Below are 16,051 nucleotides of genomic sequence, written 5' to 3'. Positions count from 1 at the left end.
TACTTGTACGGATTTCTCAAATTTCTAGCTAATCGTATACTTTTATTCTTAGACCTTTAGTCTGAATATTGATACTTGCATTTATATCTCAGTCATGATGAGTATGACAAATAGGACAAGTCCATTATAGAATTTGAGCGGTTTCTTGCTGTCTTAGTATCCACGTGTTGAACAGATTTGAATAGGTGAATTAAGTTAAAATAATCTGATGTTTATTAATCTAATTTGTATACATTTCCTGTAGTTAAATCTAATCCTAATCCATTATTACTTCGCCAATCAATCAATGGACTATTTGTTATTGAATTTTTTATTTCCATCCAACTATTCACATAAAGATGATGCCTATACCAAAATCTCCACAATTCCGGATGATTGATTAGTGTGTTTCTAAAAATGGTGTAAACTTCATTTACTGATTGCTCAAAGTTTTCTTTCCTAAAGTATTTTAGATTCTCAGCTTTCAAACGAGGTTCTCCCTCCGAATTTAAATCTGCCATTACAAGACACAGTGGCTTTTTAGTTAATTGTAGCAAACGGAAAATACCGCTTCTTAACCTTATTAATGATGTAATGTGTTGAACTTCAATTGGTTTAGAATCTTCACCAGATCCTGTATTTCCATCTAAATATAATAGAAATGAGCCCCCTTGTTTCAGTAAGCGAATCAACTTTAACCCACTTACATTTTCCTCAGCTATTATGTAACTTATATTATTCTCTTGCTTAATTTCATTCCACTTTGTTAATTCTAATTCACTGTTATAAGATTCTCTGTCCACAACAATATCTAATGAAAATTTGTTACCTTTATTCAAAGATTTTGTTAACTCAAAAGGCACGTGACGGTAATAGCCAAAATGAAAAGTAGCAAAAACCCCACCTTTTTCGAAACAAGAGATAATATTCTCCATACCTATTTTTTCCTGGAACCCCGAAAAAGCAAATGGTTCCTGTCTTAAGTAGTTTTGTACTTCATTATTAAAGCGATACTTTTCCCATACTTGTATTATTTTTAATTTATCATATTGTAATAAAGGTTGAAGTTCTTTTGATAAATTCACTAATGCTATAAAATTATCATAATCTGATCCATATATCGATTCCTCACTTATTTTCAGCATACAATCGAGTTGAATCTGATTTTTACTTTTTATCATGACTACTTTCCATCTCCTTTATTAGTTAACCCTTCCAGTAGATATAATAAAATATGAAGAACCGAATCATATTGTTCAGGTTCACCTCCTGATTGTCCTTCGACTATATCTACTGCTTTTATGAATGGTATAATTTTGAAAATTCCCTGTATCATATGAATAACTTCTTGTAATTTTGGTCCTTCAATTTTTGGGAAATCTACTAAAGGGAAATCTCTAGGTTCTAATACATCAACATCGAATGAAACATACCCAATTATTTCACCTCCAGTATGTAACAATTCAGATACAATTGAATGAAGTTTATTTAAATCAGAAAAATTGAGTTGAAAAAGTTTAGGGTGATTATAATATTGCCCTAGTGATCTCAGACCTCTAACCCCTATTTGAATGATTCCGGTAACCAATTCCTCTTTTAATAAAAAACGAACAAAATTGCTATGACAAATCTCCTTATCCATTTTTAAAATATCCGATCCGCAGTCATGATGAGCATCAAATTGAATGACTAATATTCTTTTCGATAATATCTTTGTTAGATTTCTTACAAGTGTATATGTGATTGAATGATCTCCACCTACTACACAAAATTTTGTTTTTTGAGATTCTATGTAGTTTAACACTTGGAATATTTGGTGATTAGCTTCTTCTAAACTATCATTGTCTATCGATAAATCACCGTGATCGACCAAGAAACAATTTTTCATCAAATATTTGTCTCTTAAATAATCATAAATACCCGAAGTATCTTCATTATATTCATCTAAATATATTGGAAGTCGTAGGCTCGATTCTCTTAAAGCAGCAGCAAAATTTTTCACTTTTGAATCACTTTTATTTGATCCTTTATTAAAAGGGAATCCAAATAAATGAACATTACCAAATTTTTTTAATGGGTAGGAAAAGAAGGCTTTATCCACGGAGGTAAAGAAATTCCTTTCTTCTTTATCTGTATTTTCGGCATGATAAGTATCCTCAAATTCCCAAAATGAGGTATTGGTCTCGTTTGTCAAAAGAATTTTGGAATTACCATATCTTACTTTATATTTTTTTTCGGTTGTTTCCATATTAAATACTCCTATACTTACTTATTTTTCTTAAAAGTTTATATAGTAATAGCGCAGGTAATATCATAATAATTAATGAATTACTGAATGAACTATTGAATAATACAAATAAATATTTCCATGTGAAGTATATTGATATCAGGATAGAGAAAATAAATAGCAAATAAAAAATAGTAATAGAACCTTTTATATTTTTAAATAGTGGCAAAAGATAATATCCGTCTAACGGTTTTAAAGGCAAAATATTAATTGAAATTGCCGGTATATGAATAACAGCAACTATTTTTATGAATAAGCTATAGTTTTGTAACAAAATCAGTATAGAAAGCATTAGTTGCAATATGACCCCAGAGAGCGTTATGATGCAATTTTCTAAATTGCTTATTTTTCTTCCAAAACTGAAAGTGGTATTAGGATTAACATTTTTAATATTTAGTACAATTTTTGTTTGAGTTGCTCCAAGAAGTTTTGCAGCAATAAAATGTCCAAATTCATGCACATATAGACTTAAATAAGTATATAAATTAAAAACTATAATGAATAAAAATAGATACAATAATATCATTTTCCCAACCTTCAAAGAAAATCATTTGAAAAATTTTTTTCCTAATAAAAACTCAAATATAAAGTAGAACACAAAGAGCGAATAAAATTCGTTCTTTGTGTCTTAAAACTAGCAACGAATAACTGTAATCTTGTCACCATTACGAACTTCTTCAAACTTTACTAATTCTTCTGAAGAAATAGGTTGTAAGTTGCTCATTTCTATATCCTCCTTCCTTATAATAATTAAAGTTTATAATAATAAATCAGAGTATTGAAAAAATTATAATATTTTAAAACTTGATATTTCATGAAAAGAGTGGATACCATCTTCTTAATAAGGAAAATACGAAGCTCTTTTATTACTGTTGAAGAAGTAAAGTATTAGAAATATATTTTCATTTTGGTTTTTCATTTTTTCATATATTAGAAATCGTTAGTAAGAATAGCTATCACTAGATTGGCAACTCATTTGAACATTATAGAACGATTATTATAAATTGAAGATTTTTGAAACATTAAGACCACTCAATAGCGAGTGGTCTTAATGAAAATTAAAGGAGAATATAAGGCGGCTTGGTGCAGAAGTTAAGATTATTGAAATGTACATAAAGCATAAATCGTTCATCTATCAATGCAATCACATCAATTATTAAAATATATCTCTAAACTATGTAATGCAATTAAAGTAAACCACTCAGTAAATAAATAGCAGTTGCCCAAATAAAGATTGCTGAGCATTTATTGAAAATATTCATCAACTTGCCAGAGCTATCGAGCTTTTTAAAAGAAGCACCAGCTAGTGTAAGACCGAAAAACCATAGCCACGAAATAAGCACACATGCAGCAGTAAAGAGTATTTGATCTGTGCCATTATATTTTAATGCGCTTGTACCAATTACGCCAATTGTATCTAAAATAGCATGTGGATTTAATAACGAAACAGATAGTGCAAATACAATTTGTTTTTTGACAGGCATTGCTTCGCTCTTCTCACTAGTTGTCGCTGTCGAGCGCCAAATACTATAGCCGATATACAATAGAAACACGATCCCCACGCACATTAAAGCAATACGTAGCCATTCAAATTGTAAGACAACAACGGATAAACCAAAAACAGCAAGCAAAATCAATAATGTATCGCACAGTGCTGCTGTAATGGCAGCCGGTAGGGCTAATAAGAATCGTTGTTGCGTTGCACCTTGGGAGAAAACGAAAACGTTTTGAACACCTAACGGCAATATGAGTCCAAATGCTAATAGCATACCATGTAAAAATGCCTCCAATGACATTCCCTCCTTTCCATACTTATTCTACCTATGTTATAACTATAAGAAAACGACCAATTGGATGGTATTTTACCCACCCAATTTATGAGGTGAAAACATGGGCTGGCAACCGACGCGACAAGGGGATAGGACTTTACAACAACAAATTGTAACATGGATAACAGAGCGCATTGAGCGAGGGGATTGGGTTGCAGGAACGAAGCTTCCTACGCAAAGACAACTTGCCTTGCAATTCGGGGTTAACCGCAGCACTGTTCAGCAGGCATTAGAAGAATTAAAAGCAATCGGTATACTTGAATCTACAATTGGTTCAGGTATTTATGTAGCGAACTCTTCTTGGCAGGCATTAATTAAACAAAGACAACCGAATTGGCAAACATACATTGATACAAGTCTGCACAAGCCAAATTACCATACAATTCAATTGATTAACGAATATGAGCAACGAGATGATTTTATTCGCTTGGGAACAGGAGAGTTAGCGCCAAACTTATTACCAACTACTGAAATGGAAGCATCATTGAAAGAGCTATCCCTAGAGCCAAGAGCTTTAGGTTATTCATCTCCGCAAGGAAGCAAGCAACTACGGGAAGCCATTTGCCGATATGTTCAAAAAAGAGGTATACAGGCACTACCTGAAAATGTCTGCATTGTTTCGGGTGCACTACAAGCATTACAGCTTATTGCGGTTGGTTTGCTAGAGCAAGGTTCCATCGTATTTCAAGAAAAAACGTCCTATTTAAATTCAGTTCATCCATTCCAATCTGTCGGTATGCAAATGATAGCAATCAATCGAGATCAACAACTCGCCCAATCTTTAGCGCATAAGAAAAGAAAAAGACAGGCTGTTTTTTATGCAGTTCCTACATTAAATAATCCAACCGGTCGTGTGTGGACAACGGAAGAAAAAAGGCAAGTATATGAGGCATGTAAACAATCGCGTATCCCTATTATAGAAGATGATGTTTACCATGAATTACTTTTTAATGAGGACTCTCCATCCATAAAGTCCATGGATGATAGCGGACAAGTTTTATATATTGGCAGTGTTTCGAAAACACTGAGCCCTGGACTACGTATTGGTTGGTTAATCGGGCCAACAACAGTAATTGAACGCCTCGCGGATATTAAAATGCAAACAGACTATGGGTCAAGTGCCATTTCACAAGAAATTGTGTTGCACTGGCTGCAAACAGGAAAGTACGAACGCCATATAGAAGGTTTAAGACATGAGCTTCAGCAACGGGCAACCTTTGTTGAAAAGTTATTAAATGACAACTTAAGGGACATTGCAAGTTGGGAACAACCAAAGGGCGGATTTTATATATGGCTAAAATTTCACGCACCAATCGTGGATAAAGCATTTTTTATAAAATTATTGCAGTTCAATGTTCTGATCAATCCGGGCTATATTTATGATGCGCAAGATACGCAGCATATTCGACTTTCATATGCTTATGCAACTCGAGAACAGTTGCAATATGGGGTAGAGATGTTGTGTCAAGTGGCAAAGTTGAGTGAGAAAAAAGCCGACTGAAAATCGGTGAATATTCACCTCAAGAAGAAACAAAAAGCGTTTTGCATCGTAAAAATAGATGCAAAACGCTTTCAAATATTTTCATCCACTTTGGATCTAATTTTGTTAGTCAATTAAATTATCAGTTAACCATAAATACGCTAAATAAGATAGAATACCGGTTAACATAAAATATAATGTCGCTGGAATAGCTCTTTTTTGAGGAGTATCGTATTTACGACTCAACAAATATTCAAAAGAAAATAGGTTTAACACCATTAGAAAATAAAGTATGACAGTAGGGTAAAAAGCTCGTGTGATATGATACAAGGTTAAACATGTAAAGATAAAAATAGTTGAGAAATTAACGGAAATTTGGTGTTTTTTATAGAAAGAATTTAGTTTGGGCATGCCAGTGAACCTAAATAGTAAGCCGCAGCAATACCAGTCCCAACTGTCCATCCTACTGGTCCTGAAATACCTAATAATACACCTGCTCCTGAAGTAGCTGCGACATGAGCAAGACCTAAGCCACCTAACCATTTACTACATGATCTTTTAACGATACGTGGTGCGGTCTCGGTTCCATATTGAATAAGGTTTCTAGATTTAACTAGTAAATCTGTCATTTCACCATTTCCGTCTTCTTCTGCTAATTTAATATTTATGTCGGCTATTGCAGAACTTATTTCATTAGAAGTAATGATAGAATGAATGTTTTGTAATTTTATCTCCATCTCTGCGATATTAGAAAGTGTAAAAACACCAACACCATTTTTTCTCTCAAAGGATATATGATCTGCTATTATTTGAACTTCTTCAAGCTGTTTTTCAGAAAATATAGTATTGTCAGTAGCATCTTCAATCGTTTTATTTTCCATCGCTTTAGCTTCACTAGGGTTATATGGCATAATAACTAAATTAGAAAGTAAAGACATTGAAACAATCGTTACAAGAGACTTTTTTTTCGCAAACATACTATCCGTCTTCTCCCTTCATTAAGATATTTTTTCCTGTAAAATAGTTGTGTGGGCATATGACTAGTTGGGGCGATAAAGTAAACGACAAAAAAATTGAAAACTAGTAAGAGGTTAAAAGGTTAGATTACATATTTATTCCTCCCTTTAAATTGATTAATATATAAATAATTTTAAGAAAAATTAGAGTAATTTCAACTTCTTTTTTTGAATATTTTGTGTACATTATATTTTAAAAAATAATATACACTTTTCTAAACATTGAAAGGGAGGATACTATGGGAGACAAAATTGTAGGTTGCCTGTTTTTAATTATTGCAGCTATTTTAGTTTCAACTCAGTATATTGTTACGGCTATCAGTGTCTCAAATTTAACGTATGTAGGTCAGGAAGCTTTCTATAACTCTTTTTTTGATTGTGGCTATGTATTATTTCTTTTCTGTATCGTTTTCTTTATCTTAGGTATTCTTTTATTGGTTAGAGGGTTACTTTGCATAAAATCAATGAAAAATAGTGTACATAGTTTAACAAAACCCCAATGGTAATCAAACCATTGGGGTTTTACTAATATTAATACTGAAATCTATTTCGAGTAGCTAGCAATATACCGATAGCCGGCACGGTACAAATCAGCATGGCTGCAAAGGCTAGACCAGGGGAAATTTCATACAAATAACCGCCTAAAAATGTAAGAATAGCGGTACTTAAACCCATTGCCAGTGCTGAATATATGCCTTGTGCATTGGGTATTTGCTCTTTAGGTAAGTTTTTCGTTAAATAGCCGATAAAGGCATAGTGTGCAAGGGCAAATGATAGGGCATGTAATACTTGGGATACAATAAAAACCCAAACGTTTGGAAACAGGAAAATTAACAGCCATCGTAATGACGAGCCACTAGCTGCTAACAATAAGAGTGAAGAAGAGCGCCATTTCGTAAACAGTGTATCAGCCTTCATGAAATATAATATTTCACAAATGACCGCAATGTTAATAATCATGCCCATATAAAATGGATCGACTTGTAAATCCTCTAAATAAATATAGCCATAGCTATAATAGGAAGCATGTGCACCTTGTAATAAAATAACGATAAATAGCACAATCGGAAAACCTTTAATTGCCCATAATGATTTCATCGAAAGCGACTTCGCTCGTTGTTCTTTCGTTGGCACAATCAGTAACTCTTTTGGGGTAGCCATTTGTTGCATTAATAACATACCAATAATGCCTACAATCATACTCCAAAAAATAATATCCTTCCCAAACACCCCTGTTAACATACTAATAATGAGTACCGCGATTACAAAGCCAAATGATCCGTATGAGCGACTTTTACCGTAATGGACGTTGCCATGTTGGACAAGCGTTGCGGCACTACTTTCCACTGCAGGCAATAAGGCTGGATAAAAAACACTGAATAAAATCGTCACAATAAGAAGCGCAGAAAAACTAGAACTCGGCATGTAAAGTAAAGCTGTCAGCAATGCGCCAAGTGCTAAAATGGTCGTAAGGCGTTTATTGTGTACGTATTTTGCTAGGAGCGGAAAGAGAAATAGATTGGACGTTGCACGAGCTAAAAGTCCACAGCCCATTACGACACTCGCTTGAGACACAGTTATATGCTTTGCATCGACTAACCAACCTGTCCAATATGGTAAGAAAATACCCCATGTAAAGAAAAATGCAAAGAAATTTTGAGAAAGCCATCGTTGATTATTCATAAAAATTGGTACCTCCATTTAACTATGTTGAATAATAGCATGTTCCTCGCTACAATAATGTGAGATATCTCATATTTTGAAGAGGAGTTCAATAAAAATGCAAAAACTTACAGGTGAAGAACGATCTTACTATATAGAAAACTTTCAAATTGATGATTTCTTTTCTTTTGACATTCATCCATTTATTGAAATATGTAAATTTGACAAGGGAGAATGGATTTTTAAGGAAGGCTCTTTTCCAGATCGGATGTACTATATGATGGAGGGCAGAGCAAAACTGTATATGACGCATAAAAATGGTAAGGTTTCCTTAATTGAATATATACAGGCACCATGCTTTATGGGGGAAATTGAATTACTCAATGAGGCGAGATATACAAAGGGGATTCAAACCGTAACAGAAACCATTTGTTTATCAATTGCCACGCAAGGATGTAAAGAAATGTTGTTAGCCGATGCAGCATTTTTACGTCGACTATGTGTATTTTTAGGGGAGAAAGCTTCCAAGATGACATCAAAATACACGCAAAATCAGGCTTATCCACTTGAAAATCGATTGGCGGCTTTTATTCAGCTATCCTCTGACAAAGGTGTTTATAAAGAAAAACATACGGAAATTTGTGAGTACTTAGGTGTATCGTATCGTCATTTGTTATATGTGCTTGCTCAATTTTGTGAGGATAATATTTTAGAAAAACGAAAAAATGGCTATCATATTGTCGATGAAAAACGGCTTTCTCAATTAGCGCAAGAAATTCTATAAATCGTACTTTCATTGTACTCACTTTTTTTAATCAACCAGCGAGCGATTTGCTTCTCACTATGGTAATAGGTAAGTGCTTCGTTCATATCACGGTCATTTATTGGGTTTGATAAAGGCATATTGGTAGGTCCAGGTATTTTTTCCCTTGCTCGTTCATTACCAAGGTGCTTGTTCGCCTCAGTTAGAATTCGCTTATTAATAAAAATTCCGTTATCTTTGGGATTTACCAAAACGACTGTTTTACATAGTGAATAACAATGATTTTTCACTCGACATGCCCCCTTTATTGTTATAGATATTGTACAAGACCTATAGACAAAAAAGTCTTCATTTTCCGCGCTTTTACGAAAACTTAATAGTTCTAAGCCATTTTTAGAAAATTGTAACCGTATTCATGCCATTATAGTATTGAAATCATAGCAAACTTGTATAATTTCTTGGCAAAAATACGTACTCAAACTATTGTGAATTTTTCTAACTCAAAGTATTATTGTAATTAGATTTAACGTGAAAGTATTCACATTGTTACGTTAATATGAGGAGGAATTTTAATGAGTGCAATTCGAGTAGGTATTGTCGGTTATGGAAATTTAGGGCGCGGTGTTGAATTTGCTATTTCGCAAAATCCAGACATGGAATTAGTAGCAGTTTTCACACGTCGTGATCCTTCAACAGTGAGCGTTGCAAGTAACGCAAGCGTATATTTAGTAGATGATGCTGAAAAATTCCAAGACGACATTGATGTAATGATTTTATGTGGAGGTTCTGCAACGGATTTACCAGAACAAGGACCACATTTTGCGCAATGGTTTAATACAATTGACAGTTTTGATACGCATGCGAAAATTCCAGAATTTTTCGAAGCGGTTGACGCTGCAGCACAAAAATCTGGTAAAGTATCTGTGATTTCAGTAGGTTGGGATCCAGGTTTATTTTCATTAAATCGTGTTTTAGGTGAAGCTGTATTACCAGTAGGTACAACATACACATTTTGGGGTGACGGCTTAAGTCAAGGTCACTCAGATGCAGTTCGTCGTATTGATGGCGTTAAAAATGCAGTACAATATACATTACCAATTAAAGATGCTGTGGAGCGTGTTCGCAATGGTGAAAATCCAGAGCTTACGACACGTGAAAAACATGCACGTGAATGTTGGGTAGTACTTGAAGCTGGTGCAGATGCAGCGAAAGTAGAGCAAGAAATTGTGACAATGCCAAATTACTTTGATGAGTATAACACAACAGTAAACTTTATCTCTGAAGAAGAATTTAATGCTAATCATACAGGTATGCCACACGGTGGTTTTGTTATTCGCAGTGGAGAAAGTGGTGCTGACGATAAACAAATTCTAGAATTCTCTTTAAAACTTGAAAGTAATCCAAACTTTACGTCAAGTGTACTGGTAGCTTATGCTCGTGCAGCACATCGTTTAAGTCAAGCGGGCGATAAAGGAGCAAAAACAGTATTGGATATTCCATTCGGTCTGTTATCTCCAAAATCTGCTGCGCAATTACGTAAAGATTTATTATAATTAAAAAGCAAAACCCGGTTATCTAAGATGATAATCGGGTTTTTATTTATAGAAGGGGTTGAGAAAGCGCCACACACGAGGGTGGCATCGACACAAAAAATAGTGAAGTCGCCACGAGAGATAGTAAAATCGCCAGTAAAATCATCAAATGTGCTACAAAAGCTACCAATTTTTTCACGACACTTCCCATAATCCCCACATAACAGTAAAATAGAGTAGGTTAGGGGGATTCTATTTTGAAAGATCAACGCTTTAAAATTGCGCATCGAGAGGCGCTCATTGGCATTGGACTTGTTATAGTTAACTTTGCTATTTGGTACGGCTTTGCATATGGCTTAGGCTCGGGGGATCCATCAAAATATACGTATATTTTAGGCTTCCCAGCTTGGTTTTTCTATAGTTGTATCGGTGGAACTGGATTTATGATTGTATTAATCTGGCTCGTCCTGAAGTTCTTTTTCAAAGAGGTACCATTTGAGGAAGAGGAGGTGGATGAATAATGCATTGGCAAGTCATTTTTCCGCTCCTATTATTTCTAATTATTATTTTTGGTATTGGTATTTGGGCCAATAAGCATGTCCGTTCATCAAATTCATTTTTACAGGAATATTTTCTTGGTGGTCGTGAAATGGGCGGCTTTATTCTAGCGATGACGATGATTGCTACATACGGGAGTGCAAGTAGCTTTATTGGAGGTCCAGGTGTCGCTTATAACAAAGGGCTTGGCTGGGTGCTATTAGCAATGGCGCAACTACCGGCAGGTTACTTTGTGTTAATGATTTTAGGCAAGAAATTTGCCATTATTGCTCGCCGTTATCAAGCAATTACATTAATTGATTTTTTACGTGAGCGCTATAAAAGTCATGTTATTGTAATTTTAGCTGCCATTAGTATTATTGTCTTTTTATTTTCTGCAATGATGGCACAGTGGGTCGGGGGAGCACGCTTAATTGAATCGTTAACAGGTTTAAATTATACAGTGGCACTCTTTATATTTGCTGCTTCGGTATTAATTTATGTCATTATCGGTGGCTTCCGAGCGGTGGCATTAACCGACACAGTACAAGGTTCCATAATGGTTATTGGAACGGTTATATTACTCATTGGGACAATCGTTGCAGGTGGGGGAATTGATCAAATTATGACATCCCTTGTTGCAGAAAATCCAAAATTAGTGACGCCATTTGGTGCAGAGGGTGAATTAACACCTTTATATGTCTCTACATTTTGGATTTTAATTGGGGTTGGTGTCGTTGGGCTTCCACAAATAGCCGTTCGTGCGATGAGCTATAAAGATTCTAAAAGTATGCATTTAGCCATAATAATTGGCACCATTGCTATAGGGACGATTATGTTCGGCATGCATTTGATTGGTGTGCTAGCCCGTCCAGTAATTCCTGGTATCGAAATTGGCGATAAAGTGATGCCGCTCTTAACACTAAAAGTTTTACCGCCATTTTTAGCAGGCATTGTACTAGCAGCACCAATGGCAGCGACAATGTCAACGGTAAATGCATTACTTATGTTAGTTAGTTCAACAGTCGTGAAGGATATTTATTTAAATTACGTGAAACCAACGGCTAATGACGGAGAAATTAAACGTGCTAGCTTTATTGTCACGACAGTAATTGGCTTGGCTGTTGTTGTTTTTGCGTTAAATCCACCAGATTTATTAGTTTGGCTTAATTTATTTGCCTTTGGTGGTCTAGAAGCGGTCTTTATTTGGTCAGTCGTCCTAGGTTTGTATTGGAAAAAGGCTAATAAATACGGTGCAATTGCGTCTATGATAACAGGCATGACATTCTACATTATCATTGATCGCTTTTATCCAACAATCTTTGGCATGCATACGGTGACAATACCGATCATAGCATCCTTAGTAATCTTTGTTATCGTCAGTTTATTAACGGCCAATAAATTTAAGGATGAAGATTTATTTATCTAAATGCTAAGCACCTTGAGTGATACAACACTCGGGGTGTTTTTCTTTAAATAAAAAAAACCGCTAGCAAGTTATATGCTAACGGCGTTCATTTTAATAAAATACTTTATCAAGATTATATTTTGCACGGAATGTGTTAATCGCATATGTTTCGTAAATTTCACGTTCCATTGGATCATCAATTTCGTACACTTCAATTTTGAAAATTTCATCACGGTATTTTTTCATCGGTGATACATTATCTTCAAAATGCTTTTTAATACGTTGACGGATTTTACGAGCTTTCCCTACAAATAAAAGTTCATTTTTTTCGTTGTAGAATAAGAAAATACCGCCTTTTTCACGCGTGATTTTATGGAAATCAATAAAACCATGGAAAGGTGGAATTTCTACATCCCCTGGTTTTAATACTTGCTCGCGTTGGCGAATTACTAAGTCTGGTTTTGGGAGTTCAATTTTAATCAAAATACTCACGTTCCTCTCTGTTACTAAAGGTATATGTTAACATAATACCTTCATGATTACCATTAAGATTTAATTGTTTCATTATTTTGCTTCTATGCTTTTTATTATAAGGCATAAAATAAACGATATGAAGTAATAAAGTTATACTAGTGTTCAACAAGTAATAGGCTTTCATTCATTTAATCACAAAATATTCTATGTATTATTGAAATTCTTAATTGTTCATGATACAATTCTGTTTAATTGAATAATCTTATCAAGAGAAGCTGAGGGATTTGGCCCTATGACGCTTCAGCAACCTCTAACATTGTTAGAAAGGTGCTAATTCCACCAAAGGATTTTCCTTTGAGAGATAAGAGTGAACGTGATAATAATCCTTCTCATTCTTGCTCTTATGGAATGAGGGGGATTTTTTAATTTTACATAGAGAGATAAATTAAAGAAAAGGGGAATACAACATGCCAATTAATATTCCGAAAAACTTACCAGCTGGAGAACATTTACGCGAGGAAAAAATATTCGTAATGGAGGAAGACCGTGCAAAAACACAACAAATTCGTCCATTAAACATTTTAATTTTTAATTTAATGCCTGAAAAAGAAAAAACAGAGTTACAACTGCTACGATTGCTGGGGAATACCCCGTTACAAGTAAATATTACTTTTTTAAATACAGCGACACATGAATCAAAAAATGTGAGTAAATCACATTTACAGCTATTTTATTCGACATTTAAAGAAATTCGCCATCGTCGCTTTGATGGGATGATTATTACAGGTGCACCTGTAGAAAAAATGGCATTTGAAGAAGTGAATTATTGGGAAGAAATTTCGGAAATAATGGATTGGTCTGCGAAAAATGTTACATCTGTCTTGCATATTTGTTGGGGTGCGCAAGCTGCATTATATCATCATTATGGTATTGGCAAATTTGAATTACCAGAAAAATGTTCTGGTGTATATTCACATGTAATTACAGATTTAACGGTTGATCTTGTTCGCGGCTTTAGTGATTTATTTACAGCACCACATTCGCGCTATACATCGGTTTCAATCGACGAAGTACGCAATCACCCTGCATTGCGATTATTATCCTACTCAGAAGATGCTGGCGTATTTATTGTTCAGTCAAAGGATAATAAGAACATTATGATTACGGGTCACCTAGAATATGATGCAACAACTTTAGCTGATGAATATGGTCGTGATGTAGCAAAAGGGATTGATATTGCGGTGCCAGTTAACTATTTCCCGAATGATGACCCTACAAAAGAGCCGATTAATACCTGGCGCGCACATACCCATTTATTATTTTCGAATTGGCTTAACTACTATGTGTACCAAGAAACGCCATATGAATGGGATTTTGTAGACGAAATCGAATATCATATTTAAGATGGCACGATTTTTAATATAGTAAAAAAGACTCCAGTTTCTCAAGCGTTATTTGAGAAACCGGAGTCTTTATTTTTAACTTATTGCAAGTCTGTTGTCTTAGGATTGTTTGTTTTTTCAGGTGTAGTTTGTTCTTTAGGTTCCTCGGGTTTAGCCTGTTTTTTAGGTTCCTCGGGTTTAGCCTGTTCTTTAGGTTCCTCGGGTGTAGCCTGTTCTTTAGGTTCCTCAGGTGTAGGTTGTTCTTTAGGTACCTCAGGTGTAGTTTGTTCTTTAGGTACCTCAGGTGTAGTTTGTTCTTTAGGTTCCTCAGGTGTAGGTTGTTCTTTAGGTACCTCAGGTGTAGCCTGTTCTTTAGGTACCTCAGGTGTAGTTTGTTCTTTAGGTACCTCAGGTGTAGTTTGTTCTTTAGGTTCCTCGGGTGTAGCCTGTTCTTTAGGTTCCTCAGGTTTAGTTTGTTCTTTAGGTTCCTCGGGTGTAGCTTGTTCTTTAGGTTCCTCGGGGATAGCCTGTTCTTTAGGTTCTTGCGGTTTTATCTGCACTTTCGCTTCTTGTGAATTACTTGATGTATTTTGCTGATTTTGAGCATTTTTTATGTTGCGTATTTTAGCGACAATTAGAAGTAATATAGCTAGTAAAACAGTGAAGACAGCAGAATACAATGGCCAAATTTTTTGATTATAATTATTAGAGTGAACGATATTTGGATGGGCGATTTGTGCTAGTGCAATCATACACATGCCTAATGGTAATATAAATGGGCGAGAGTCTTTAATTTTGAGTACGTGTCCTAACCCAATGACAGTGGCATAAAAATAGATAAATGTTCGGATATAAATAGATATAATCCACATGATAGCCATAATAATTTCGATACGCTCAAAAAAATTACCGATAGAAATTCTTTGTGCTAGTGCATAGCTAGGAAATGTTTCAATGGAAGTATTCGTTGGCCCAATCACAAGTGTTGATAAGGCGATAATAATGATTAATACGCCCCCTCCAATTATGGTACCAATATAAAAGCCTTTTTGTGCTGATTTGATAACATTGACACTTGAAGGAAAAAACATGAGTAAGACGACAAGTGGAAATGAAAAAATACTCATAAAAGTTAATGTGCTAATTAATAATGGTTTTGTCTTTGTTTCAAAAATAGGTTGAATGTTTTCTATATTAATTTGTGGTGAAATACAAATCATAAATACAATGAAAATGAACATAAATATCGGAAATAGTAGTTCCGCAGAGCGTGCAAATACTTCAATGCCTAAATACGAGGCAAAGACAATAATAATCGTAAATAAAACAGCAAAGGATAAAGTTGGTGTCTCCGGCATAATTTCTGTTTGCATAAAACTACCGATAAAGTATAATAATTCACTCGCTGAAAAAAAGGTTAAAGATAGAAAACCTAGTGAGGTAAGTGTACCAAAGTATTTACCAAAAATTTTATTGTTAGCTTCGATAAATGATTTATCGGGCGTTTGATTTCCTAAAGTTATAAAGAGCTTAACTAATAATAAGCTTAAAAGTACACCAAGTGTTGCACCAATCCACGCATCTTGATGAAGTGCCTTTGTAATACTCGCAGGTACAATTAAAATGGCCGTTCCAATTGAATACAGAAGGGTAATGATTGTAAATTGTCTAGAGCTAATTATCTGTTTTTCCATCGTACACT

General features: G+C 34.7%; 15 protein-coding genes and 1 riboswitch. Of the genes, 7 read left to right on the top strand and 8 right to left on the bottom strand.

Translation table 11 applies throughout. The annotated features are described in order from the left end of the window. Positions 1 to 215: 215 nt before the first annotated feature. From ACIQXI_RS06165 to ACIQXI_RS06155, 3 genes are all read right to left on the bottom strand, one after another. The gene (locus tag ACIQXI_RS06165) at positions 216 to 1,160 is read right to left on the bottom strand and encodes a hypothetical protein (protein ID WP_402922618.1); all 945 of its coding nucleotides are present in this window, start codon (positions 1,158 to 1,160) and stop codon (positions 216 to 218) included. 2 nt (positions 1,161 to 1,162) lie between these two features. Beyond that, on the bottom strand, positions 1,163 to 2,227 hold the full coding sequence (locus ACIQXI_RS06160) for an arginase family protein (RefSeq protein ID WP_402922616.1): 1,065 nt from the start codon (positions 2,225 to 2,227) through the stop codon (positions 1,163 to 1,165). Between the two features lie 1,226 nt (positions 2,228 to 3,453). Then, positions 3,454 to 4,056, bottom strand: a complete 603-nt coding sequence (locus ACIQXI_RS06155; RefSeq protein ID WP_402922614.1) for a LysE/ArgO family amino acid transporter — start codon at positions 4,054 to 4,056, stop codon at positions 3,454 to 3,456. A 100-nt stretch (positions 4,057 to 4,156) separates the two neighbouring features. Between ACIQXI_RS06155 and ACIQXI_RS06150 the strand changes: the two genes are divergently transcribed. Then, complete coding sequence (locus ACIQXI_RS06150) at positions 4,157 to 5,596, top strand: aminotransferase-like domain-containing protein (protein WP_402922612.1); 1,440 nt, start codon at positions 4,157 to 4,159, stop codon at positions 5,594 to 5,596. A gap of 377 nt (positions 5,597 to 5,973) precedes the next feature. Here ACIQXI_RS06150 and ACIQXI_RS06145 read toward each other — a convergent pair whose 3' ends face one another. Beyond that, positions 5,974 to 6,552, bottom strand: coding sequence for a hypothetical protein (locus ACIQXI_RS06145; RefSeq protein ID WP_402922610.1), 579 nt, complete (start codon positions 6,550 to 6,552; stop codon positions 5,974 to 5,976). Positions 6,553 to 6,830: 278 nt separating this feature from the next. Here ACIQXI_RS06145 and ACIQXI_RS06140 point away from each other — a divergent pair, with 278 nt between their 5' ends. Next, positions 6,831 to 7,097, top strand: coding sequence for a hypothetical protein (locus ACIQXI_RS06140; RefSeq protein ID WP_402922608.1), 267 nt, complete (start codon positions 6,831 to 6,833; stop codon positions 7,095 to 7,097). Between the two features lie 25 nt (positions 7,098 to 7,122). Here the strand turns inward: ACIQXI_RS06140 and ACIQXI_RS06135 are convergent, their stop codons facing one another. After that, entirely contained in the window at positions 7,123 to 8,274 is a 1,152-nt protein-coding gene (locus tag ACIQXI_RS06135) for an MFS transporter (protein WP_402922607.1), read from the bottom strand. A 97-nt stretch (positions 8,275 to 8,371) separates the two neighbouring features. Between ACIQXI_RS06135 and yeiL the strand changes: the two genes are divergently transcribed. After that, positions 8,372 to 9,037, top strand: a complete 666-nt coding sequence (yeiL, locus tag ACIQXI_RS06130; protein ID WP_402922605.1) for a transcriptional regulator YeiL — start codon at positions 8,372 to 8,374, stop codon at positions 9,035 to 9,037. On the opposite strand, the gene ACIQXI_RS06125 is transcribed toward yeiL, so the two are convergent. Then, a complete protein-coding gene (locus tag ACIQXI_RS06125) occupies positions 9,013 to 9,306 on the bottom strand; it encodes a hypothetical protein (protein WP_402922603.1) in 294 nt (97 codons plus the stop codon). The two genes, yeiL and ACIQXI_RS06125, sit on opposite strands and share 25 nt — an antisense overlap. A 282-nt stretch (positions 9,307 to 9,588) precedes the next feature. Between ACIQXI_RS06125 and ACIQXI_RS06120 the strand changes: the two genes are divergently transcribed. The 3 genes from ACIQXI_RS06120 to panF all read left to right on the top strand — a co-directional run bounded on the left by ACIQXI_RS06120 (position 9,589) and on the right by panF (position 12,514). Then, positions 9,589 to 10,569: a diaminopimelate dehydrogenase gene (locus ACIQXI_RS06120; protein WP_402922601.1), complete on the top strand. Its 981-nt coding sequence runs from the start codon at positions 9,589 to 9,591 to the stop codon at positions 10,567 to 10,569. Positions 10,570 to 10,805: 236 nt separating this feature from the next. After that, positions 10,806 to 11,069, top strand: coding sequence for a YhdT family protein (locus tag ACIQXI_RS06115; RefSeq protein WP_402922599.1), 264 nt, complete (start codon positions 10,806 to 10,808; stop codon positions 11,067 to 11,069). Continuing rightward, positions 11,069 to 12,514, top strand: a complete 1,446-nt coding sequence (gene panF / locus ACIQXI_RS06110; RefSeq protein WP_402922597.1) for a sodium/pantothenate symporter — start codon at positions 11,069 to 11,071, stop codon at positions 12,512 to 12,514. Before ACIQXI_RS06115 ends, panF begins: the two co-directional genes overlap by 1 nt. A gap of 90 nt (positions 12,515 to 12,604) precedes the next feature. Here panF and ACIQXI_RS06105 read toward each other — a convergent pair whose 3' ends face one another. After that, a complete protein-coding gene (locus tag ACIQXI_RS06105) occupies positions 12,605 to 12,976 on the bottom strand; it encodes a nucleotide excision repair endonuclease (protein WP_402922595.1) in 372 nt (123 codons plus the stop codon). A 250-nt stretch (positions 12,977 to 13,226) separates the two neighbouring features. After that, positions 13,227 to 13,335, top strand: a riboswitch (SAM riboswitch). Between the two features lie 99 nt (positions 13,336 to 13,434). Between ACIQXI_RS06105 and metA the strand changes: the two genes are divergently transcribed. After that, positions 13,435 to 14,370, top strand: a complete 936-nt coding sequence (metA, locus tag ACIQXI_RS06100) for a homoserine O-acetyltransferase MetA (RefSeq protein WP_402922593.1) — start codon at positions 13,435 to 13,437, stop codon at positions 14,368 to 14,370. Between the two features lie 80 nt (positions 14,371 to 14,450). Here the strand turns inward: metA and ACIQXI_RS06095 are convergent, their stop codons facing one another. Then, positions 14,451 to 16,043, bottom strand: a complete 1,593-nt coding sequence (locus tag ACIQXI_RS06095; RefSeq protein WP_402922592.1) for a GerAB/ArcD/ProY family transporter — start codon at positions 16,041 to 16,043, stop codon at positions 14,451 to 14,453. Positions 16,044 to 16,051 lie beyond the last annotated feature (8 nt).

Origin of the sequence: Lysinibacillus sp. NPDC097195 (assembly GCF_044762075.1) — a bacterium.
Lineage (GTDB): Bacteria > Bacillota > Bacilli > Bacillales_A > Planococcaceae > Lysinibacillus.
This window is presented reverse-complemented; position numbering and strand designations above follow the sequence as displayed.